Consider the following 19,309-nt stretch of genomic DNA (forward strand, 5'->3'; position numbering starts at 1 on the left):
CGTCAGAGAAGGCGGAAGGCGCATGTCTTGCATTCGATACCTGCATCAAACGCCTTATCCGGGCGCTGCATGTTAGGATGCCCCGATGTCCGAACCCGACCTGAACCTGTTGATTGCGCTGGATGCCCTGGTCACGGAAGCGAGCGTGGCCGGCGCGGCACGCCGCCTGGGATTGAGTGCTTCGGCCATGAGCCGCACCCTGACCCGCCTTCGGACGGTGACCGGCGATCCGCTGCTGGTGCGCGCCGGAAGACGCATGGTGCTCACTCCCTGTGCCGAAGCGCTCAGCGAGCGCACCAGAAATCTGGTGCATGAAGCACGTTCCATCCTTCGCCCCTCCTCGACCGAACCCGATATCGCTACGCTCAGGCGAACCTTTACCATTCGCGCCAACGATGGCTTCGTGGAGATCTTCGGCGCCCCGCTGATCGAGGCAGTCACCTCCGCAGCGCCCTTTGTGCGGCTGCGTTTTGCACCGAAGGCCGAAAAGAGCCCACTGCCGTTGCGCGACGGCAGCGCGGATCTGGAAATCGGCGTCTTGAGCCAGATGGGGCCGGAGGTGCGTGTGCAGGCGCTGTTTCGCGATCGCTTCGTCGGCGTAGTTCGCCGCGGGCACCCGTTTGAAGCCATGAAAACGATAAGTGCCGAACGCTATGCGGCATGCGGTCATGTCGTCACCTCGCGCCGGGGCCTCAGCACCGGGCCTGTCGATGACGCCCTGGCGGAAATTGGCCTGACGCGCAACATCGTCGCCATCGTCCCCAGCTTTCCGGCAGCGCTCGCCATCGCGCGCGCGTCCGACCTGGTGGCATTGGTGCCGGCTTCCTTTCTGCTGGCGGCCCCGGAGCATCCCGAGGACGGGCCGGTAGCCGCAAGCTATGTTTTTGAGCTGCCCGTAAGCACCGCGCCGATCACCATTTCGCAGATGTGGCATCCACGGCTTGAACTCGACCCCGCCCATCGTTGGCTGCGGGAGCGGGTGCGCACGGTGTGCAAGACCGGGCTTAAGCTCGACACCAGTTCCTCCTGAGCGCCAGGTGCGCATCAGCGCACATCGGCGGCAAGACAGCGCCTTGAAAATCCTGCCCGGAGCGCAGCCCTGTCAGCGGCGCCGGGCAGCTTCAATACCCCGTGATTTCAATTACGCTTCGCCGCCCTGCACATGAACGGCGCGATGAACTCTGTCGCGCCCCGAAGACTTGCCACTCTGACATGAGGGCCTGTCGTTTCCCAGCCGTCGCGGGATTAATTTGTCAGCCTGAATGCCGGCCCAATAGTTTTGTTTGCTAATATTTACACCCTGTCCGTTCGCAGGGCCGAAATGGGGGCCAGGAGCGGACAGATGTGGGGGAGCGCATTTTCAAGGCTGACTACCGAATGCTCGTGAGGGGGAAACGCCACGCACATTCAATGCCGGGCACACGGGGTGCCCCATTCAATCAAGCCGACGACAAGAAAGAAACGCAGTGATGAAAACAATACGCCCGTTGCTGGCCATTGGGTTGCTGGCCGCCGTGCTGGCCGGTTGTGCTTCCGGCCCCAAACAAGCTGATCTGGATGTGGCAATGCCGGCCCTGAAGCCCGGTTATGGCCGCATCTATTTCCTGCGCTCATCGGCGTTCATAGGATCGCCCGTCCAGCCGGAAATCCAGCTCAACAGCCAGATCGTGGGCCGCTCCCGACCGCGCGGCTTCTTCTTCGTCGATCGCCCTGCAGGTCCGTACAAGGCCAGCACCTCGACCTCAGTCACCACCGCCATGAACTTTGACCTCTATCCAGGTGAAGTGAAATATATCCGCACCGAAGTAAGTATTGCCTTACTTGGCGTGATGCCCGGCAGCGTATCGTTCACCGTGATGGAGGAATCCGTGGCCGAACCGGAATTGCGCAAGCTGAGTTACACCGGCAGAACGATCAAGGCCGCCCCCAAGCAAGCGCCCGCCAAGGCGCAAGCCACTCCGCCCGCCGCCATGCCGATGGCCGCTCCCGAGCCCATGCCGGCGCCCGTGCCGGCCGAGTGATGCCGGGGTAAAAACGCCGCCCGCAGGGTCATGCTGTTCAGTGAAAACTGAACGGCATTTTTTTCGTCCCTGCAGATTTCAACTCCGTTCGCCCTGAGTAGCTGCACAGCAGCGTATCGAAGGGCAAGCAAGCGCGAGCTTGAGTGCGGGACAAAAAAATTCCTTCATATTGTGGAGGGATTATTTTTATGAAGAATGGCGGATCCGGGTATCCCGTCCTGCCTGGCGCCAAGTATCGGACTCATGCGGCAGACTTGTGCCGCAGACCTATTCCCCAGACTCATGCAGCAGACTCATGCAGCAGCCAGCCTCTGCAACCGCAACCATGCCACCGGCGTGGTCCCAAGCATATTCCTGAAGACGCGGCTGAAGTGGCTTTGATCGGCGAAGCCGCATTCCAGTGCAATCTGCGTCACGGTTTTGTCGGTGTGCAGCAGCATATGGCGTGCGCGTTCGATGCGCAGGTTTTGCAGCCACATGTGCACCGGCATGCCGGTGCTGTGTTTGAACTGGCGCGCGAAGTGCGAGCGCGACAAACCGCATTCAGCGGCGATGGACGCCAAACTCAGGCGCTGAGTCAGATGAGCGGCCATGAAGGCTTTGGCGCGCTGCTCCTGCCACCCGGCCAGCCTGCCGATGCGACGCGAAGCCGCCGCTACCGCCTGACCATAGCGGTTTGCCAGATGGGTGTAGAGCGCCAGGGCCACGCTATCGATGAACAGGCTATTGGCCGCGCTCGGGGCACCCAGCATCGGCAGCACGGCCTGCGCCAGATGAAACGCGACCGTATCGGCAGCGCCTTGCACGTTGTCGAAATGACTGATCGCAGGCCGGCCGTCTTCATAACTGAAGTCGTTGATGGTCTTGCGCGGAATGTGGAAGCGCAGATTGTCGTAGGTGCTGAGATGCTGGCAGCGCCACTCATCGCCCAGATGCGTGATGGCGATTTCACCGCGCGCGTGACCGCCCGCGTGCATCAGCTTGTTGCCGCGCCACAGCTTGTGCTGCCTGAAATCCTGCAATTGCACGATCACCGAGAATGCGTCCTCGGCGGGGATATCGATGACCGGCGCCTGCTTGAATTCCTGTACCAGATTCATCCGCACGATGGCAATCTCCGCGCTGCCCAGAGCAGCCTTTCGCAATGGCGGCGGAGCTAAGAATTGTTGCGCAGTCATCAACGTAAGTCCCTTGCGTAGTCCTCTTCAGGTAAGGGAGTGTGGCCTATCTGCACGCTCGGTGCAATGAGATGCAATCCGGCAGGATGAAATGAAAATCGGGATAAAAAAAGCGCACTCCCCTGAGAAAGTGCGCTTGTTCTTCAAACAAGGTGGTGACTGAAGCAGCCCGGACCGAGCCCGGCAAGCTCTGGCCTCAGGCGCTGTGACGCCCCGATTCAAACAGGAACCAGGCGCGTTGTTCCGCTTCATCGATCCAGTTTTCCAGCAGGCTGGCGGTGGCAACATCGCCGTGCTCATCGCACAGTTCATGTGTGGCGCGCATGAAGGCCACCAGACGCATATTGTCCTGATGCAGTTCCGCCAGCATGTCGGACGGCGTCACGTAGTCGCTTTCATTGTCGGCCAGACGCTGCAGGGCGCAGATCTGGCCGGTCGAACGCAAGGTGGTGCCGCCGATCTTGCGCACACGCTCGGCCACCGGATCGGTGATGGCGATGATCTGATCGGCCTGATCGTCCAGCAGCAGATGATAGTCGCGGAAGTAAGGCCCCGACATGTGCCAGTGGAAGTTCTTGGTTTTCAGATACAGCGCGAAGATATCCGCCAGCAGGATGTTGAGCCCGCCGGAGATATCGCGGGTCGCCGCCGCGCTCAGCGCACTGGGCGTGGCCAGCGGCGCCATGCGTTTCTTGGCGAGATCTTTCTGTTTGCTTTTTTCCATGTCGTTATCCGATCAGGACTTCAGGAAGCTCAGCAGATCTTCATTGAGTTGATCCTTGTGCGTGAAGCACAGTGCATGCGGCGCGCCGGCATACACTTTCAGTTGCGAACCCGGTACCATGGCGGCGGCCAGCTTGCCGGTTGCAGCCAGCGGCACGACCTGGTCGTCGTCGCCATGAATCACCAGCGTCGGGATGCTGAACTTCTTCATGTCGTCGCGGAAATCGGTTTCCGAAAACGCCGTCACGCAATCCAGCGTGCCCTTGAGCGAAGCCAGCAGCGCGATGTTCAGGGTCTGGGTCAGGATGCCGGGCGAGACCTTGCTGCCGGGACGATTGGTGCCGTAGAACACCGAACCGAAGTCGCTCAGGAATTGCGGACGGTCGGCGCGGATGCCGGCCTTGATGCCGTCGAACACGGACTTGTCGACGCCTTCCGGGTGATCTTCGGTCTTGATGAAGATAGGCGTGACGGCGCCCAGCAATACCGCTTTCGACAGACGCTTGACGCCATGGCGGCCGATGTAGCGCGCGACGTCGCCGCCGCCCATCGAGAAGCCGACCAGCACGGCGTCTTTCAGATCCAGCTTTTCGATCAGCTCGGACAGATCGTCGGCGAAGGTGTCGTAGTTGTAGCCATCCCATGGCTGGCCCGAACGACCGAAGCCGCGACGATCATAGGCGATGACGCGATAGCCCTTTTCGGCCAGGAAGTTCATCTGGTATTCCCACATGTCGGCATCCAGCGGCCAGCCGTGACTGAAGACAATCGGCTGTCCCGAGCCCCAGTCCTTGTAATAGATTTCGGTGCCGTCGCGGGTGGTGATTGTGCTCATGTTGTCGCTCCTTGAAGTTGCGGTGGTGGTAGTTGCAGAGGGTGCAGAGGGTGCAGAGAATGCAGTGCCTGCGGTGATCAGATCAGAACGGGTCTCAGGGTGACCCGGTGCAAGTGGGATAGTTCAGTACCGGTTACCGGGCAGCAATACGCTCAGGGATGTGTACAGGCGAGCCGCAGCACCAGCGGCAAAGCCCGTGCTGCCGGCGCTCAAGCGGCTCCTTGCTGCTTCAGTAACGCCCTGTGCGCTCATTGAATGGCAGCACCCGCCAGTTGCCGGGGCCGCAGATCGCAATCGAGATAAAGATCACCAGCAGCAGCCAGCCGAACTGGCCTTCGGCGATGCTCCAGCCGGGATGCACCACCAGCATGGCGATCAGCAGCACGCCGAGGATGGGCAGGCAAGCCAGCCGTGTGAACAGGCCCAGCGCGATCAGCATCGGACAGATGAACTCGGCCAGAATCGCGGCCCACAGGCTGAGCTGCGGCCCCATGCCGAAGGGATCTTCGATCTGCGTCAGTTCGTGTGCGTAGTTGAGCACCTTGGGCAGGCCATGCACGTAAAACAGCATGAAGCTGCCGGCCAGACGCAGGAACAGCAGGCCGAGGTCGATATGCGGCGTCGGCAGCACCGGGATTTTCTTGTTCATCATGTCAGAACGCAAAGCAGCTGCAACCCAGAGCACCCCAGAAGCCGGCGTAGTTCGCCACCGGCACGGACGAACCGCGCGCCGTATCGTGAGCATGGCCATGCACCCCGCAGGAACCGGCGCAGGCATGCGGCAAGGCCGGCGCTTTCCTGGCGGCGACCGGGCGATAATGCCCCGGCACCAGCTTCACCGGCGACCAGTCCGGCAAGACCGGGATAGGCGCCGGGCCGTGCGATGAGAATTCGCCGTCGGCATACACCACCTTGCCGCCGACCACGGTCATGACCGATTCCAGCGACTTGATTTCATCTTCATGAATGCTGAAGAAGTCCGCGCTCAGCACCGCCATGTCGGCCAGTTGCCCGACCTTGATGCGGCCCTTCTTGTCCTGCTCGCTGGAGAACCAGGCGCTGCCTGCGGTCCACAGTTCCAGTGCGGTGTCGCGTGAGAGGCGGCCGGCAGTGTCGTACAGCTTCATGCCGCCGACGGTGCGGCCCGACACCAGCCAGTACAAAGCGGTCCAGGGGTTGTAACTGGCCACGCGCGTGGCGTCGGTGCCGCCGCCGACCGGTACGCCCATCTCCAGCATTTTGGCGACCGGCGGCGTGTTCTTGGCTGCCTCGACACCGTAGCGATCGGCAAAATATTCACCCTGAAACGCCATGCGATGCTGAATCGCAATACCGCCGCCGAGTGCACGCACGCGTTCGATATTTCTGGTGCTGATGGTTTCGGCGTGATCGAACATCCAGTGCAGGCCATCGAAGGGAATCTCGCGATTCACCTTTTCGAACACATTGAGCATGCGCTCTATCGATTCGTCATAGGTCGCGTGCAGACGGAACGGCCAGCGATTGCTGACCAGGTGGCGCACCACGCGTTCCAGTTCATCTTCCATGCCGGGCGCCAGATCGGGACGTGGTTCAAGAAAGTCTTCGAAGTCGGCGGCCGAAAACACCAGCATTTCGCCGGCGCCGTTGTGGCGATAAAAATCGTCGCCGCTGCCCGGCGAAACCATATCGGTCCAGCGCTGGAAATCCTCCAGTTCTGCACCCTTGCGTTGCGTGAACAGGTTGTAGGCGATGCGCAGCGTCAACTGGTTTTCCCTGGCCAGTTCGCTGACCACCGCATAGTCGTCCGGATAATTCTGGAAGCCGCCGCCGGCGTCGATCACGCTGGTGATGCCGAGGCGGTTGAGCTCGCGCATGAACTGGCGCGTGGAATTGACCTGATGTTCCAGCGGCAGGCTCGGGCCCTTGGCCAGGGTGGCGTACAAGATCATGGCATTGGGTCGCGCGATCAGCATGCCGGTCGGATTGCCGGCCTTGTCGCGCTGAATTTCACCGCCCGGCGGATTGGGCGTGTCTTTGGTGTAGCCGACCGCCTGCAACGCAGCGCGATTGAGCAAGGCGCGGTCGTACAGATGCAGCACGAACACCGGAGTATCCGGCGCTGCGGTGTTCAGTTCTTCGATGGTCGGCATGCGCTTTTCGGCGAACTGGAATTCGGTCCAGCCCCCCACCACGCGCACCCATTGCGGATGCGGCGTGCGATCGGCCTGGATCTTGAGCATGCGCAGGGCGTCGGCCAGTGAAGGCACCCCTTCCCAGCGCAACTCCAGGTTGTAGTTCAGACCGCCGCGGATCAGGTGCAGGTGCGAATCGTTGAGGCCAGGCACGACCGTGCGCCCGCCCAGATCGATCACTTTGGTATCGGCCTGCTGGTAGCGCATGACCGAAGCTGCATCGCCGACTTCGACGAATTTCCCCTGACTGATGGCGACCGCAGTGGCCAGCGGATTCTGCTTGTCCACCGTATGAAATTTTCCGTTGATCAGAATCAGATCGGGCGTTGCGGCATGGCTCATGTGAGGCTCCAGACAGGTCGGACGAAAGTGCGGGCGAAGTCCCGGCATAGCCATGCGTCAGGCGAGCTGACAGCCATGATCCTGCCCGGATCGGAAAAAGGAATGATCGCAGTGTGCAAAATCGGCGGCGCAACGTCTAGCTATACGAACAGATAATGGCGGCGCCGCATCCTGCCGCCTATGATCCGTTCCGATACTGGCCGACACTCCCCTCTCTGTTCTCCGTTGGCTCTTTATCACCCTTCGCCCGCCCCCGGGCGGAGGGGCTGCCGATGTCGCTTCCCGCCGTCCCGATCGCTTTCTGCCGCTGCACTCAATCGCTGCCGCTTGACGAGGAAGCAATGTTTTCACGGCGCACTGTTTTTCATCTTTCCCGCATCACCGCACGATTCACTTATTCACTCATCACCTACGGACTTGATCATGACCAATCCAAAACTCGAAGTACTGACACCGACCAACTGCCAGATGATCTTCATCGACCAGCAACCGCAGATGGCGTTCGGCGTGCAGTCCATGGACCGGCAAGCCCTGAAGAACAATACCGTTGCGCTGGCGAAGGCGGCCAAGGTATTCAACATCCCGACCATCATCACCACGGTCGAAACCGAAAGCTTCTCCGGCCACACCTATCCGGAACTGCTGAACGTATTCCCGGAAGCCGACATCCTGGAACGCAGCTCCATGAATTCCTGGGACGACCAGAAGGTGCGTGACGCGCTGGCCGCCAACGGCAGGAAAAAAGTGGTGGTCTCGGGCCTGTGGACGGAAGTCTGCAACAACAGCTTTGCGCTGTGTGCGATGGCTGAAGGCGACTATGAAATCTACATGGTGGCCGATGCCTCGGGCGGCACTTCCAAGGAAGCCCACGACTTCGCCATGCAACGCATGATCCAGGCCGGCGTGGTGCCGGTGACCTGGCAGCAAGTGATGCTGGAATGGCAACGCGACTGGGCCCACAAGGAGACCTACAACGCCGTGATGGACATCGTGCGCGAACACTCGGGTGCCTACGGCATGGGCGTGGATTACGCCTACACCATGGTGCACAAGGCTGCGGCGCGCGACGTCGGCCATCACAAGACACTGGCGCCGGTACCGGCTCCGGTCAAGTAAGCAGACGCCAACATCGGCCTGCGGCAAGCGAACGCCGGAGCCGAGGCGTTCCACCTTGCCCGGGCCGGCGCCATGTTGTTGGCGCCGGCCCGGGCACATTTCAGAGCATGCCTGCGGGCACTCCACTCATGACTACTTATCTTTTGTCGCTGGGCGCCGGAATTCTGATCGGCGTGATGTATGCGCTGTTCAAGGTGCGTTCACCGGCGCCGCCGGGCATCGCATTGATCGGTCTGCTCGGCATGGTGCTGGGCGAACCGCTGTTGCCGCTGATCCAGCATTGGCTGGCGGGCTGAACCCGGTTTTCCGTCAACCCGCAACCATAGGAACACGACATGAAACCTTATCTGATTTCCCTGCTGATGGGCGTGCTGGCAGGCCTGGTGTATCACCTGCTGCAGATTCAGTCGCCGGCGCCGCCTGTCATCGCGCTGCTCGGTCTGCTCGGCATGCTGATCGGCGAACAGATCGTGCCGGCCATCCGCCGTAAACTGTCGGGCCAGCCGCTGACGGCAGCCTGGTTCCATTCGGAATGCGTGCCCAAGATCACCGGTGCGCCGCCCGCCGCAAACAAGGCGGCGGACGGCAAGCCGCACTGATCGGGCGCGGTGGTCCGATCAGCAGGATCAGCAACCAAGCAAGCCAACAGCCGGCGCTCGCATCAACAACAAAACAGAAATGAGCGTCGCAGCGATATGGCAAGGATGCTGGCAGCCGGCCGCAGCGGCCGCCAACGCCGGCACATCAGCCAAGAGGGGGAGACTACTATGAGCAATGGGGACATTCGACGCAGCACATGCCCTCCGATCGCGGTGGTCGACGACGATCAGGCGGTGCGGGCGGCGTTGGCTAATTTGCTGGACTCGGCCGGCTATCTCACCTGCAGCTTTGCGGCGGCGGAAGACTTTCTCGCCAGCGACTGCCTGCACCAGGCGGCATGCGCCATACTGGATGTAAAACTGCAGGGAATGAGTGGTTTCGAGCTGAAAGAGCGCCTGAACGTCTTACAATCCAGCCTGCCTGTGATTTTCATTTCAGCGCAGGGCGGCGAAATGGACAGGCAGCGCGCGACCCGCCTGGGCGCAGTCGCTTTTCTGAGCAAACCCATCGATGCCGATAGTTTGCTGGCGCAGGTGCGCAGCGTCATCACCAATTGCGGGGAGCCGGATTGAACAAACTGAACAGCGTCGACATGCAAGCGCCGGAAACGCGGAAGGCGCCGGCCGCTTCCACCTCATCCCCATCCACATCGGCGCTGGACGCCGCAGCGCTTCGCTTTCGTCTCACCGATTACTCCTATGCCCCGCTCAGCGAAACCGGCGCAGTCGCCTATTTACGCGCCTGGCGCCTCGACGCGCAATCGCCGCCGCTGGCCATCGCCCGCGCACGCTCGGATCTGCTGCTGACCGAGGCGGCATCGCAGTTGCGCCATGAACTGGCGCTGCGCACCGTGCTCGACAGCGCCTGGGCCATCAAGCCCATGGCTTCGGTCAGTACCCGCGAAACAATGACCCTGCTTTATGAAGACGGCGATGTCATCGCGCTCGACAAGCTGGCGCCGCATGCGATTGCACCTGAATGCTTCCTGCCGCTGGCGTGGAAAATGGCCGATGCCACCGAGGCCATGCATGGCGCCGGCCTCACGCATCGCAATCTCAATCCCGCCTGTTTTTTCATCGATGCCGATCGCACGCGCCACGACGGTCTGAATCACCGCGTGCGCATCGGCGGCTTCGGTTTTGCCGCTTTGAGCGATGCAGGCGCGCCAATGGCGGCGGGCGGCGCGCCGCCTTATCTGTCGCCGGAACACAGCGGCCGCAGCGCGCATGCGGTCGACCTGCGCAGCGACCTGTATTCGCTGGGCATCATGTTCTACGCCATGCTGGCCGGCCACTTGCCGTTCGGCATCAGCGGCTTGCAAAGCACGGCCGCCGAGTGGATGCATTTTCATATCGCATCCGAAGCGGTGCCCCTGGATCAGTTCGACAAGAATATCCCCGCGCCGCTGTCGCAACTGGTGATGCGGCTGCTGGAGAAAAATCCGGCGCGACGCTATCAAAGCGCCGCCGCACTGAAAGCCGGCCTGGAACAATGCAGCCCTGCCTTGCCGCCGACTGCGGCGAATGTGCCCCCGGTGGCCGGGATCTGCAACTCGTCGCAGAAGGATGTCGAAGCCAGCACCCGCATCAGCCCCGATATGCGCAACGGCGACGCGCGCCTGGCATCCGAAACCGCCGGCATCCGCGACCTGAGCAGCGTAATCCGCGCGGCGCGCGCGCTGACAGAGAAAATCCAGCTGGATGAGCTGGTCCAGAGCATCATGTCGGTGACGCTGGAACATGTCGGCGCCGAGCGCGGCCTGCTGATCCGCGTCGATGGCAAACAATCCTGGATCGAAGCCTGCGCCCGCACGACGGCGTCCGGCATCACGGTTGATCTGACCCATGCAGCAGTCAGCGCCGACGACCTGCCGCTGAGCATGCTGAACCTGGCGCTGATATCGGGCCATCGCATCTGCGCACGGGAAGACGGCAGCCTGCAGCAACTGCAATCCGACCTCCCCGACGACCACAGCATGCCGGCCGCCGACAACAACCTGCAGTTGTTTACCGCACTGTGCTTTCCCCTGCTCAAGCAGGGCAAGGTGGTCGGTGCGCTGTATCTGGAAAACCGCGTGCTGCCCGACGCCTTTACGATCGAACACACGCAGATCCTGCAATTGCTGGCGTCGCAGGCGGCCATTTCGCTGGAGAACGCGCGCCTGTACGCCGCCCTGCTGGCCGAGAATGCGCAGCGCGCCCGCGCCGAGAGCGCGCTGCGCGCCAGCCAGACCTCGCTCAAGCTGGGCGAGCAGTTCAATCACACCGGCAGCATGCGCTATCTGCTGCAGGAGGGCCTGATGTATTGCTCTGAGGAGCTGTGCCGCATCTACGGGCTGGAGTCCGGCAAGGACTATATTTCTTACGAAGAGTTTTCAGCCCTGATGCATCCCGACGACCGCGCCTCGGTGCTGGAAACGGTCGAGGCGGCGATTGCCGCCGGCGGCACCATTCGCGTCGAGCATCGCATCTGCCGCAAGAGCGACGGTGAGGTGCGCTACATCTCCGGCATCGGCAAGCCCTTCTACGTCGACGGCAAATGCAGCGAATACGTCGGCACCGCCACCGACATCACCTCGCGGCGCCAGGCCGAAGATGCCTTGCGCATGGCGCAGGCCGATCTGGCGCGGGTGGCGCGCGCCACCACCGTGGGCCAGCTGACAGCGTCCATCGCCCACGAAATCAATCAGCCGCTGATGTCCATCGTCTCGAATGCCGGCGCCAGCCTGCGCTGGCTGGATCGCCAGCCCATGCATCTTGAGAATGCGCGTGCCGGCCTGCATGACATCGTCAGCGAAGGACAACGCGCCGGCGAGATGATACGCAGCCTGCAGAGCCTGACCCGCAATACTGAACCGGTGTTCGAGCGCATCAATCTGAATGCCGCGATCCGGCATATTCTGGCGATCTCGCGCAGCGAACTGGAGCGGTGCGAAGTCTCGCTGCAACTGGCGCTGGTGCAGGAAAACGTTTCAGTGCAGGGCGATTTTGTGCAGATCCAGCAGGTCTTGCTGAATCTGGTGATCAATGCCATCGAAGCGATGGCCGATATCACGACGCGCGCGCGCGTGCTGTCGATTTCTTCCTTCATCGAGGACGGCACGCGCATCACCGTGAAGGTGGAAGACACCGGCGAAGGCATGAGCGAAGCAGACACCGGGCGCGTGTTCGAAGCCTTTTATACCACCAAGAAAAATGGCATGGGCATGGGGCTGGCCATCTGCCGCTCCATCGTCGAGAGTCACAAGGGACGGCTGCACGCTGAGGTCCGGCAGCCGCACGGCAGCGTCTTCTCCTTCTATCTGCCGCTGAGCGCATGAAAGAAGCGGCCCGGCCACGAAGGACCTTGAGCTGGCCAGGCGCCTGAACGAATTTTCAACTCCCCCGTTCGGGCCGGGCAGGTTGGCAGAACCGCATCCAAACCGGCGTGGCTGCCTCCGTCCCCCGCGCTCTTGCCAGCCCTTCGATACGCTGCTGCGCAGCTACTCGGGACGAACGGGATTACACACCAACATTAAAAAAATGCCGTTCAGCTCTTCACTGAACGGCATAGTCGTCTGCTCAACCCTCTTGCCGATCTTCAACGCCGATGTTCAACGCTGATTGCGGCGCCAGTTGCCCGGCGGCGTGCCGACCAGTTGCGAGAACACCCGGCTGAAATGGCTTTGATCCGAGAACTGACAGGCGATGGCGATCTCCGCCAGCGGCAGCTCCGAATGCAACAGAAATTCACGCGCCCGCTGCACCCGCTGCAGCAGCAACCAGTGATGCGGCGTATGGCCGGTGGTTTCGCGGAAGGCGCGCACAAAATAGCTGGCCGACATATTGCATTCGCGGGCGATCTCGGCGATGGAGACATTGCCCTTCACCTTTTCCAACAGCATCTGCTTGGCGCGTTTCTCGTGCACATGAGACAGCGCACGGCTCTTGCCGGCCGTTGAGCTGGCGGCGCCGCCATAGCGTTGCATCAGGTAGGTGCCGATTGCCATGCCCAGCTGTTCGACGAACAGCATGCAGGCTTCGCGCGGACGCGCCAATGCCGGCACCAGCGCCTGCGCCAGATGCGCCAGCACCGGATCGCGTTGCGCGGTGACGGTCTTCAGGCCGCCGACGCGATTGCCGCGCTCTTCTTCGCCGGCGCGCTCCAGAAACGCGGGCGACAATTCAAACAGCAGGAAGTCGAACGGGCCTTGCAGGTCGGCGCGATAGTCTTCGGAAAAATCGCGGATGTAGAGCGCGCCCTTTTCAAACTCGTGACGCGCGGCATGACGGCCCTTTAAGATGCTGCGGCGATGCTCCTGCGTCATGGAAATGCCGACCAGGAAACCGCGCCCGGAGGCTGGCGTGAATACCGGCGAGGCCTGGCGATTGTCGGAATGTTTGCGATAAAAGGTCATGCCGCCGCTGCTGAGTTCCTGATCCTGATGCAGCTTGCTGGCGAGACAGCCCAGCGAATCGGTAACCCGGGCTGTAGTAGCGTTTGAAAAGAATGCGCCATCGGAAGTGATCGCTGACATGAAGGGACCTTTCTTTGTGATGCTCGTCGGCATTCCGCAAGAAGCTGGCCGGCGTTCCGCCTCAGCCAGCATGCATTTTTAGCAAGGCTTTTACCGCCTTGTCTGCTCTGTCCTGTCTCCTCACTACAGCGCTTGACGGCACATTGCACACGATGATGCAGCGGCCGGCTTACAAGATGCTGAAACCCGCCTGTCCGTCGACAAGCAGCGCCGGGCAGATTTTACAGTCGATACGAAATTCCGGCTGACAGCGGCCGATTTCGTCGCACCCGGCCTCGGCACACGCCCATCAGCGCAGCAGGATATCCGGAATCAACTGGCGCTGCAGTCGTTCCAGCCACCACTTCTTGGCCTCGCCCATGGCGTCCGGCTTCCAGGCCAGCCAGAAGGATTCCGGCGGACGCGACTCTTCCGACGGCAACGCCACCAGCGCGCCGCCGGCCAGCTCCTTGCGAATGCAGGCGCGCGGTAAAAAGCCGTGGCCGATGGCGGCCACCTGGCAAGCAATCTTGGCCGCCATCGAGGGCACCGTGATGCGCTTCTGCCCGGCCAGCAGACCGATGGTGCGGTCCGACATGGTGCGCGCGCCGTCGCCTACGACGATGGCGTTGTGCTCCAGCAGATCGGCGCGCACCAGCGTGCGCTTGAGGCTGGCCAGCGGATGCGTGGGCGCAACGCAGAACACGAATTCCAGCTTGCCGACCTCAATCGCCCGATAACCGCCGCCGCCCGGCACGTCGCCGGCGGCGATGACGGCATCGGCACGGCCTTCGCGCAGCGCTTCCCAGGTACCCATCAAGGTTTCGCAGCCGATGCGCAGGCGGGTTCCGCAATGCAGATCCTCGAAGGCGCAGATGTCCCGGGTAAATGAATCGGTGGGAATCAGCGAGTCATGCACCAGCCGGAATTCCGATTCGAAACCGGTGGCGATCTGGCGCAGGCGCGACTCCAGATCGGCTGCCGCCACCAGCAGCCAGCGCCCTTCCTTCAGCAATTCATGCCCGGCCGGCGTCAGGTGCACACGCTGGCCCTGGCGCACGAACAGCGCCAGTCCGAGTTGCTCTTCGAGCTTGTTGACCGCATAGGAAATCGTCGACGGCACCTTGTGCAAGCGCTCCGAGGCGGCGGCAAAGGAGCCGTAGCGGTCGATGGCATCCACCAGCTCGATGGCTTCCAGAGTGAGTTTCAGCATGGCCGGGCAGCCCTTTCTGACTTGATCGAAAATTTCGATCATTAGACCACAAAAGCTTCAACCCGATGCCCGCCTCAAAGGCGCAAACTTCTTTCCATGCCACGAACACACCAGCAAGTAAGAAGATAAGCAGCCGGTCATCGTGAAACAGCATTCGCCCCGACGCGAGTGAATTTAATCGAACTTAAAGAAAAACCGAAAGAGGCCCATCATGATCGAACTTCGCAAAGCAGAGCAACGCGGTATCGCTGACCACGGCTGGCTGCATTCCCATCACACCTTTTCCTTCGGCCACTATCGTGATGCCAAGCAGCAAGGTTTTTCCGATCTGCTGGTGATCAACGACGACCGCGTGACCGCCGCCCAGGGTTTCGGCACCCATCCGCACCGCGACATGGAAATCTTTTCGTATGTGCTGGAAGGCGCGCTGGCGCACCAGGATTCGATGGGTACCGGCTCGGTGATCCGTCCCGGCGATGTGCAAATGATGAGCGCCGGCACCGGCGTGCGGCACAGCGAGTACAACCATTCGCCGGATGAGCCGGTGCATTTTCTGCAGATCTGGATTGTGCCGAATGTGCGCGGCGTCGATCCGCGCTATCAGCAGGTGCATTTCAGCGACGAAGAAAAACGCGGGCGCCTGCGTCTGATCATCTCGCCGGACGGGACGGAAGGTTCGCTATCGGTGTATCAGGATGCGCGCGTCTACGCCGGTCTGTTCGACGGCGCCGAAAGCGCAGAGCTGAAACTGGAAGCAGGCCGCTATGCCTACGTGCATGTGGCGCGCGGCAGCGTCAGGATCAACGGCGTGCAGTTTGGCGAAGGCGACGGCGCCCGTATCCGCGAAGAGCAGTTGCTGCAGATCAGCGAAGGCGACCAGGCCGAACTGCTGGTGTTCGACCTGCGTCCGAATGAACTGCCGGCCATGTAAACCCTGCATGGATCGCTGAATCAGGCGCAATACTGTGGCCCGGCTGATGCCGGGCCATTTTTCCGGCCGGCCGCAGCGGACGGGATGCGAGCGTGAAAGGCCATGCCTGAACTGCTATCCTGAATGCGCAAAGCAAATAAAATGGCAGCTGCTTTGGCAGCGTCCACCTATAAAAAACAGGAGACTTCACCCATGAGCCAGGCTCAAGCCAATCCCAGTCCAAATTCCAGCGGTACTTCCCATACCGCGATCGGACGTTTTCCGATTCCGGCGCTGGACGATCTGCCGGAAGACATCCGCACGCGCATTCTGGCGGTGCAGGAAAAATCGGGCTTCATTCCCAATGTGTTTCTGGTGCTGGCTCACCGGCCGGACGAGTTCCGCGCCTTCTTCGCCTATCACGATGCGCTGATGGACAAGCCCGGCAATCTCAGCAAGGCCGAGCGCGAAATGATCGTGGTCGCGACCAGCAACGCCAATCAGTGCCAGTACTGCGTGGTGGCGCACGGCGCCATTCTGCGCATCCGCGCCAAGAATCCGCTGATCGCGGATCAGGTCGCAATCAACTATCGCAAGGCCGACCTCACGCAACGGCAGAAGGCCATGCTGGATTTCGCGATGAAGGTGTCGGCCAGCGCCTACGCCGTCGGCGACGAAGACATGGCGACGCTGAAGCAGCATGGTTTCAATGACGAGGACGTGTGGGACATCTCGGCCATCGCGGCCTTCTTCGGCTTGTCGAACCGGATGGCGAATGTCACCAGCATGCGGCCCAATGACGAGTTTTATTCTATGGGGCGCTGAACCTTCCCCTGTACGCCACAATGAAAAAAGCCGGAGCAATGCGCCGGCTTTTTTCATACAAGGATCAGAACCAGGCGATCAACTCAACACATCCAGGGCCTTCTGACGATTTTCCTCAAGGTCGAAGTCCGGCGAAAAATCATCGACCTGCACGGTCTGGTCGCCATAGTGCGCAAAGTCATCCAGCACCTTGCGCTCTTCCGGATTGAGCAGGCCGCGTTCGGCAGCGAGCGCAATCCAGTCGCGCATGTCGATCAGGCTTTGCGGCGCGGCCGGCAAGGCGCCTTCTTTCACCGAGTCCTTGAGGCGACGTTCGATCTGATGCACCAGCGGCATCAGCCTGAAGGCCTTTTCGCCGCAGGCCAGCGGATCGTCGCCTTGCGGGATGTAGACGTCGTCCAGCAGCCGCTCGCGTGCGGCGCCCGGTGTTTGCATGGCCAGCGCCACGCGGGTGCCGAGCACATCGGAAGGCTTGCGGTAGATCAGCCCCAGCGGGAAGATCAGGACCCGCAGGCCGAAGGCGATCCAGGGATTGGGAAAGTTGTGCAGCACGTCGACAATGGCTTCCTGCGCGCGATGCAGGGCATCCTGAATCGACCAGTCGACATAGGGCAGATCTTCGACCTGACGGCCGTCGTCTTCATAGCGCTTGAGCGTGGCGGAGATCAGATACAGCTGCGACAGCACATCGCCCAGACGCGCTGAAATGCGCTCGCGGAATTTCAACGTGCCGCCCAGCACGCCCATGCTGACGTCGGTCAGCAGGCCGAAGGCCGAGGACAAATGCACCACTGCGCGGTAGTAGCGCCGCGTCTGTTTGGCGGCGATGGACGGCGCCGGCAACAGCCAGCCGCAGCTGATGCCGCCGACGAATGCGCGCGCCGCGTTGGCGGCGACGAAACTCAGGTGAGAGAACAGCAGGTCGTCGAAGTCCTTGAGCGCGCGTTCGTGATTGTCGTCGGCAGCCGCTGCCAGTTCTTTCAGCACATAAGGATGGCAGCGGATGGCGCCCTGACCGAAGATGATCAGGCAGCGCGTCAGAATGTTGGCGCCTTCGACCGTGATCGCAATCGGAATCTGCTGATACACGCGCGCCAGGAAATTGCCCGGCCCCATGCAGATGCCCTTGCCGCCGATCACATCCATGCCGTCATTGACCACCATGCGGCCGCGCTCGGTGACGTGATATTTGGAAATGGCCGAAATCACGGACGGCTTTTCACCGGCATCCACCGCCATCGATGACAGGCGACGCGTGGCATCCATCATGTAGAGATGGCCGCCCATGCGCGCCAGTGCTTCCTGCACGCCTTCGAACTTGCCGATCTCGATCTTGAACTGACGCCGCATCGCGGTGTAAGCGCTAGTGCCGCGCGTGGCCATCTTGGAAAAACCGACGCTGGACGACGGCAGCGAAATGGCGCGCCCAGCGGCCAGACATTCCATCAGCATGCGCCAGCCCTTGCCGACCTGCGCCAGACCGCCGATCACCCAGTCCATGGGGATGAACACGTCCTTGCCGGAAGTCGGGCCGTTCTGGAACACCGCATTGACCGGCCAGTGACGGCGGCCGGTGACCACGCCCGGATGGTCGGTCGGAATCAGCGCGCAGGTGATGCCGGGCTCGGGCTCGTCGCCCAGCAAGCCGTCCGGATCGCGCACACGGAAGGCCAGACCGAGCACGGTGGCGACCGGCGCCAGCGTGATGTAGCGTTTGTTCCAGGTGACGCGGAAGCCCAGCACTTCCTGCCCTTCGTGCATGCCCTTGCAGACGATGCCGACGTCGGGAATGGCCGCCGCATCGGAACCGGCATAAGGACTGGTCAGCGCGAAGCACGGGATTTCCAGGCCCTGCGCCAGTCGCGGCAGATAGTGATTCTTTTGCTGCTCGGTGCCGTAATGGAGCAGCAGTTCGGCCGGCCCCAGCGAATTGGGCACCATCACCGAAATCGCCGCCACCGAGCTACGCGACGACAGCTTCATGATGACCTGCGAATGCATGTAGGCGGAGAACTGCTTGCCGCCGTATTGCCTGGGAATGATCATGCCGAGGAAGCCCTTGTCCTTGACGAACTGCCAGGCCTGCGGCGGCAGATCCTGCCACACCACGGTGGTGTCCCAGTCGCTGACCATGGCGCACAGCTGCTCGACTTCGTTGTCGAGGAAGGATTGTTCTTCGGTGGTCAGACGCGGCGGCGACAGCACGAACAGTTTTTTCCAGTCGGGCTTGCCGGAAAACAGATCGGCGTCCCACCAGACTGTGCCGGCCTCGATGGCGTCACGCTCGGTGGCGGACATGGACGGCATGATCTTGCGGAACAGGTCCAGCGCCGGACGGCTGATCAGGGATTGCCGGATCGAGGGGATGGCAATCAGCAGCGTGGGTGTGAACATCACAATCGCCAGCAGCACCAGAATCGGCAGATCGACATGCGCCACCGCGCCGCCCATGAAAATCCACAAGGCTTCGGCCGCCAGCCAGATCCAGGCATTGACGCGGGCCATCATCAGTATCAGACAGCCGACTACTAAACAGATGAGCCATAAGATCATTTGAGGTCTCCAGTTCGAAAGTTGATGTTATTTTCTTCGCCGCCGCTGGCGCCGCTGCCGTGGCCGCCCGGCAATAGTCCCACTAAACAGCGGCCGGTGCAAAGGTGAAACCCGGCGCGGCCTTTCACCGCAGCCGGCAAAAAAGATACCGTCAGGCAATCCCGATGGCAATCGGACGGCGCCGGCATGCCGTCGTCAGACAAAGCCGACAAGCCTTCTTCCTGAGCTGAAAGAACCTCAGCCGGTTCCGGCAGTCCATTACAATCCCGGACATTGCGAAGAAATAGCACGGTGCTATGGAAATAATCCGGCAAAGGACGACAT

18 protein-coding genes are annotated in these 19,309 nt (G+C 61.6%); 9 read left to right on the forward strand and 9 right to left on the reverse strand.

Annotated features, from left to right (window positions below; all coding sequences use genetic code 11):
- Nucleotides 1–85 precede the first annotated feature (85 nt).
- Entirely contained in the window at nt 86–1,030 is a 945-nt protein-coding gene (locus tag PQR62_RS02360; RefSeq protein WP_408154379.1) for a LysR family transcriptional regulator, read from the forward strand.
- Nucleotides 1,031–1,469: 439 nt separating this feature from the next.
- Entirely contained in the window at nt 1,470–2,021 is a 552-nt protein-coding gene (locus PQR62_RS02365; protein ID WP_408154381.1) for a DUF2846 domain-containing protein, read from the forward strand.
- 293 nt (nt 2,022–2,314) lie between these two features.
- On the opposite strand, the gene PQR62_RS02370 is transcribed toward PQR62_RS02365, so the two are convergent.
- The 5 genes from PQR62_RS02370 to PQR62_RS02390 all read right to left on the reverse strand — a co-directional run bounded on the left by PQR62_RS02370 (nt 2,315) and on the right by PQR62_RS02390 (nt 7,273).
- Nucleotides 2,315–3,121, reverse strand: a complete 807-nt coding sequence (locus tag PQR62_RS02370; protein ID WP_408154383.1) for an AraC family transcriptional regulator — start codon at nt 3,119–3,121, stop codon at nt 2,315–2,317.
- 274 nt (nt 3,122–3,395) lie between these two features.
- Entirely contained in the window at nt 3,396–3,923 is a 528-nt protein-coding gene (locus PQR62_RS02375; RefSeq protein ID WP_408154385.1) for a Dps family protein, read from the reverse strand.
- Nucleotides 3,924–3,935: 12 nt separating this feature from the next.
- Nucleotides 3,936–4,757: an alpha/beta fold hydrolase gene (locus tag PQR62_RS02380; protein ID WP_408154387.1), complete on the reverse strand. Its 822-nt coding sequence runs from the start codon at nt 4,755–4,757 to the stop codon at nt 3,936–3,938.
- 229 nt (nt 4,758–4,986) lie between these two features.
- On the reverse strand, nt 4,987–5,409 hold the full coding sequence (locus PQR62_RS02385; RefSeq protein ID WP_408154389.1) for a DoxX family protein: 423 nt from the start codon (nt 5,407–5,409) through the stop codon (nt 4,987–4,989).
- A 1-nt stretch (nt 5,410) separates the two neighbouring features.
- Nucleotides 5,411–7,273, reverse strand: a complete 1,863-nt coding sequence (locus tag PQR62_RS02390; RefSeq protein ID WP_408154391.1) for an amidohydrolase — start codon at nt 7,271–7,273, stop codon at nt 5,411–5,413.
- A 423-nt stretch (nt 7,274–7,696) separates the two neighbouring features.
- Here PQR62_RS02390 and PQR62_RS02395 point away from each other — a divergent pair, with 423 nt between their 5' ends.
- The 5 genes from PQR62_RS02395 (at nt 7,697) to PQR62_RS02415 (ending at nt 12,308) form a co-directional block, all read left to right on the forward strand.
- A complete protein-coding gene (locus PQR62_RS02395) occupies nt 7,697–8,389 on the forward strand; it encodes a hydrolase (protein ID WP_408154393.1) in 693 nt (230 codons plus the stop codon).
- A 128-nt stretch (nt 8,390–8,517) separates the two neighbouring features.
- Complete coding sequence (locus tag PQR62_RS02400) at nt 8,518–8,685, forward strand: DUF1427 family protein (protein ID WP_408154395.1); 168 nt, start codon at nt 8,518–8,520, stop codon at nt 8,683–8,685.
- Nucleotides 8,686–8,724: 39 nt separating this feature from the next.
- Nucleotides 8,725–8,988: a DUF1427 family protein gene (locus tag PQR62_RS02405; protein ID WP_408154397.1), complete on the forward strand. Its 264-nt coding sequence runs from the start codon at nt 8,725–8,727 to the stop codon at nt 8,986–8,988.
- Between the two features lie 168 nt (nt 8,989–9,156).
- Nucleotides 9,157–9,561, forward strand: coding sequence for a response regulator transcription factor (locus PQR62_RS02410; protein ID WP_408154399.1), 405 nt, complete (start codon nt 9,157–9,159; stop codon nt 9,559–9,561).
- The gene (locus tag PQR62_RS02415; RefSeq protein ID WP_408154401.1) at nt 9,558–12,308 is read left to right on the forward strand and encodes an ATP-binding protein; all 2,751 of its coding nucleotides are present in this window, start codon (nt 9,558–9,560) and stop codon (nt 12,306–12,308) included. Before PQR62_RS02410 ends, PQR62_RS02415 begins: the two co-directional genes overlap by 4 nt.
- Nucleotides 12,309–12,581: 273 nt before the next feature.
- On the opposite strand, the gene PQR62_RS02420 is transcribed toward PQR62_RS02415, so the two are convergent.
- Both PQR62_RS02420 and PQR62_RS02425 read right to left on the reverse strand, forming a co-directional pair.
- Nucleotides 12,582–13,505 carry a helix-turn-helix transcriptional regulator gene (locus PQR62_RS02420; RefSeq protein WP_408154403.1) on the reverse strand — a complete coding sequence of 308 codons (924 nt, stop codon included), beginning with the start codon at nt 13,503–13,505 and terminating at the stop codon, nt 12,582–12,584.
- Nucleotides 13,506–13,794: 289 nt separating this feature from the next.
- Complete coding sequence (locus PQR62_RS02425) at nt 13,795–14,697, reverse strand: LysR family transcriptional regulator (RefSeq protein WP_408154405.1); 903 nt, start codon at nt 14,695–14,697, stop codon at nt 13,795–13,797.
- Nucleotides 14,698–14,908: 211 nt separating this feature from the next.
- On the opposite strand from PQR62_RS02425, the gene PQR62_RS02430 reads away from it, so the two are divergent.
- Together PQR62_RS02430 and PQR62_RS02435 are read left to right on the forward strand one after the other, a co-directional pair.
- Nucleotides 14,909–15,628, forward strand: coding sequence for a pirin family protein (locus PQR62_RS02430; RefSeq protein WP_408154407.1), 720 nt, complete (start codon nt 14,909–14,911; stop codon nt 15,626–15,628).
- 192 nt (nt 15,629–15,820) lie between these two features.
- A complete protein-coding gene (locus tag PQR62_RS02435; RefSeq protein ID WP_408154409.1) occupies nt 15,821–16,432 on the forward strand; it encodes a peroxidase-related enzyme in 612 nt (203 codons plus the stop codon).
- A 78-nt stretch (nt 16,433–16,510) separates the two neighbouring features.
- Here the strand turns inward: PQR62_RS02435 and PQR62_RS02440 are convergent, their stop codons facing one another.
- Both PQR62_RS02440 and PQR62_RS02445 read right to left on the reverse strand, forming a co-directional pair.
- Nucleotides 16,511–18,985: an acyl-CoA dehydrogenase gene (locus tag PQR62_RS02440; RefSeq protein WP_408154411.1), complete on the reverse strand. Its 2,475-nt coding sequence runs from the start codon at nt 18,983–18,985 to the stop codon at nt 16,511–16,513.
- Entirely contained in the window at nt 18,982–19,299 is a 318-nt protein-coding gene (locus tag PQR62_RS02445) for a hypothetical protein (RefSeq protein WP_408154413.1), read from the reverse strand. The genes PQR62_RS02440 and PQR62_RS02445 overlap by 4 nt, the downstream gene beginning before the upstream one ends.
- Between the last annotated feature and the right edge of the window lie 10 nt (nt 19,300–19,309).

Origin of the sequence: Herbaspirillum lusitanum (assembly GCF_046025995.1) — a bacterium.
Lineage (GTDB): Bacteria > Pseudomonadota > Gammaproteobacteria > Burkholderiales > Burkholderiaceae_D > Herbaspirillum > Herbaspirillum lusitanum_A.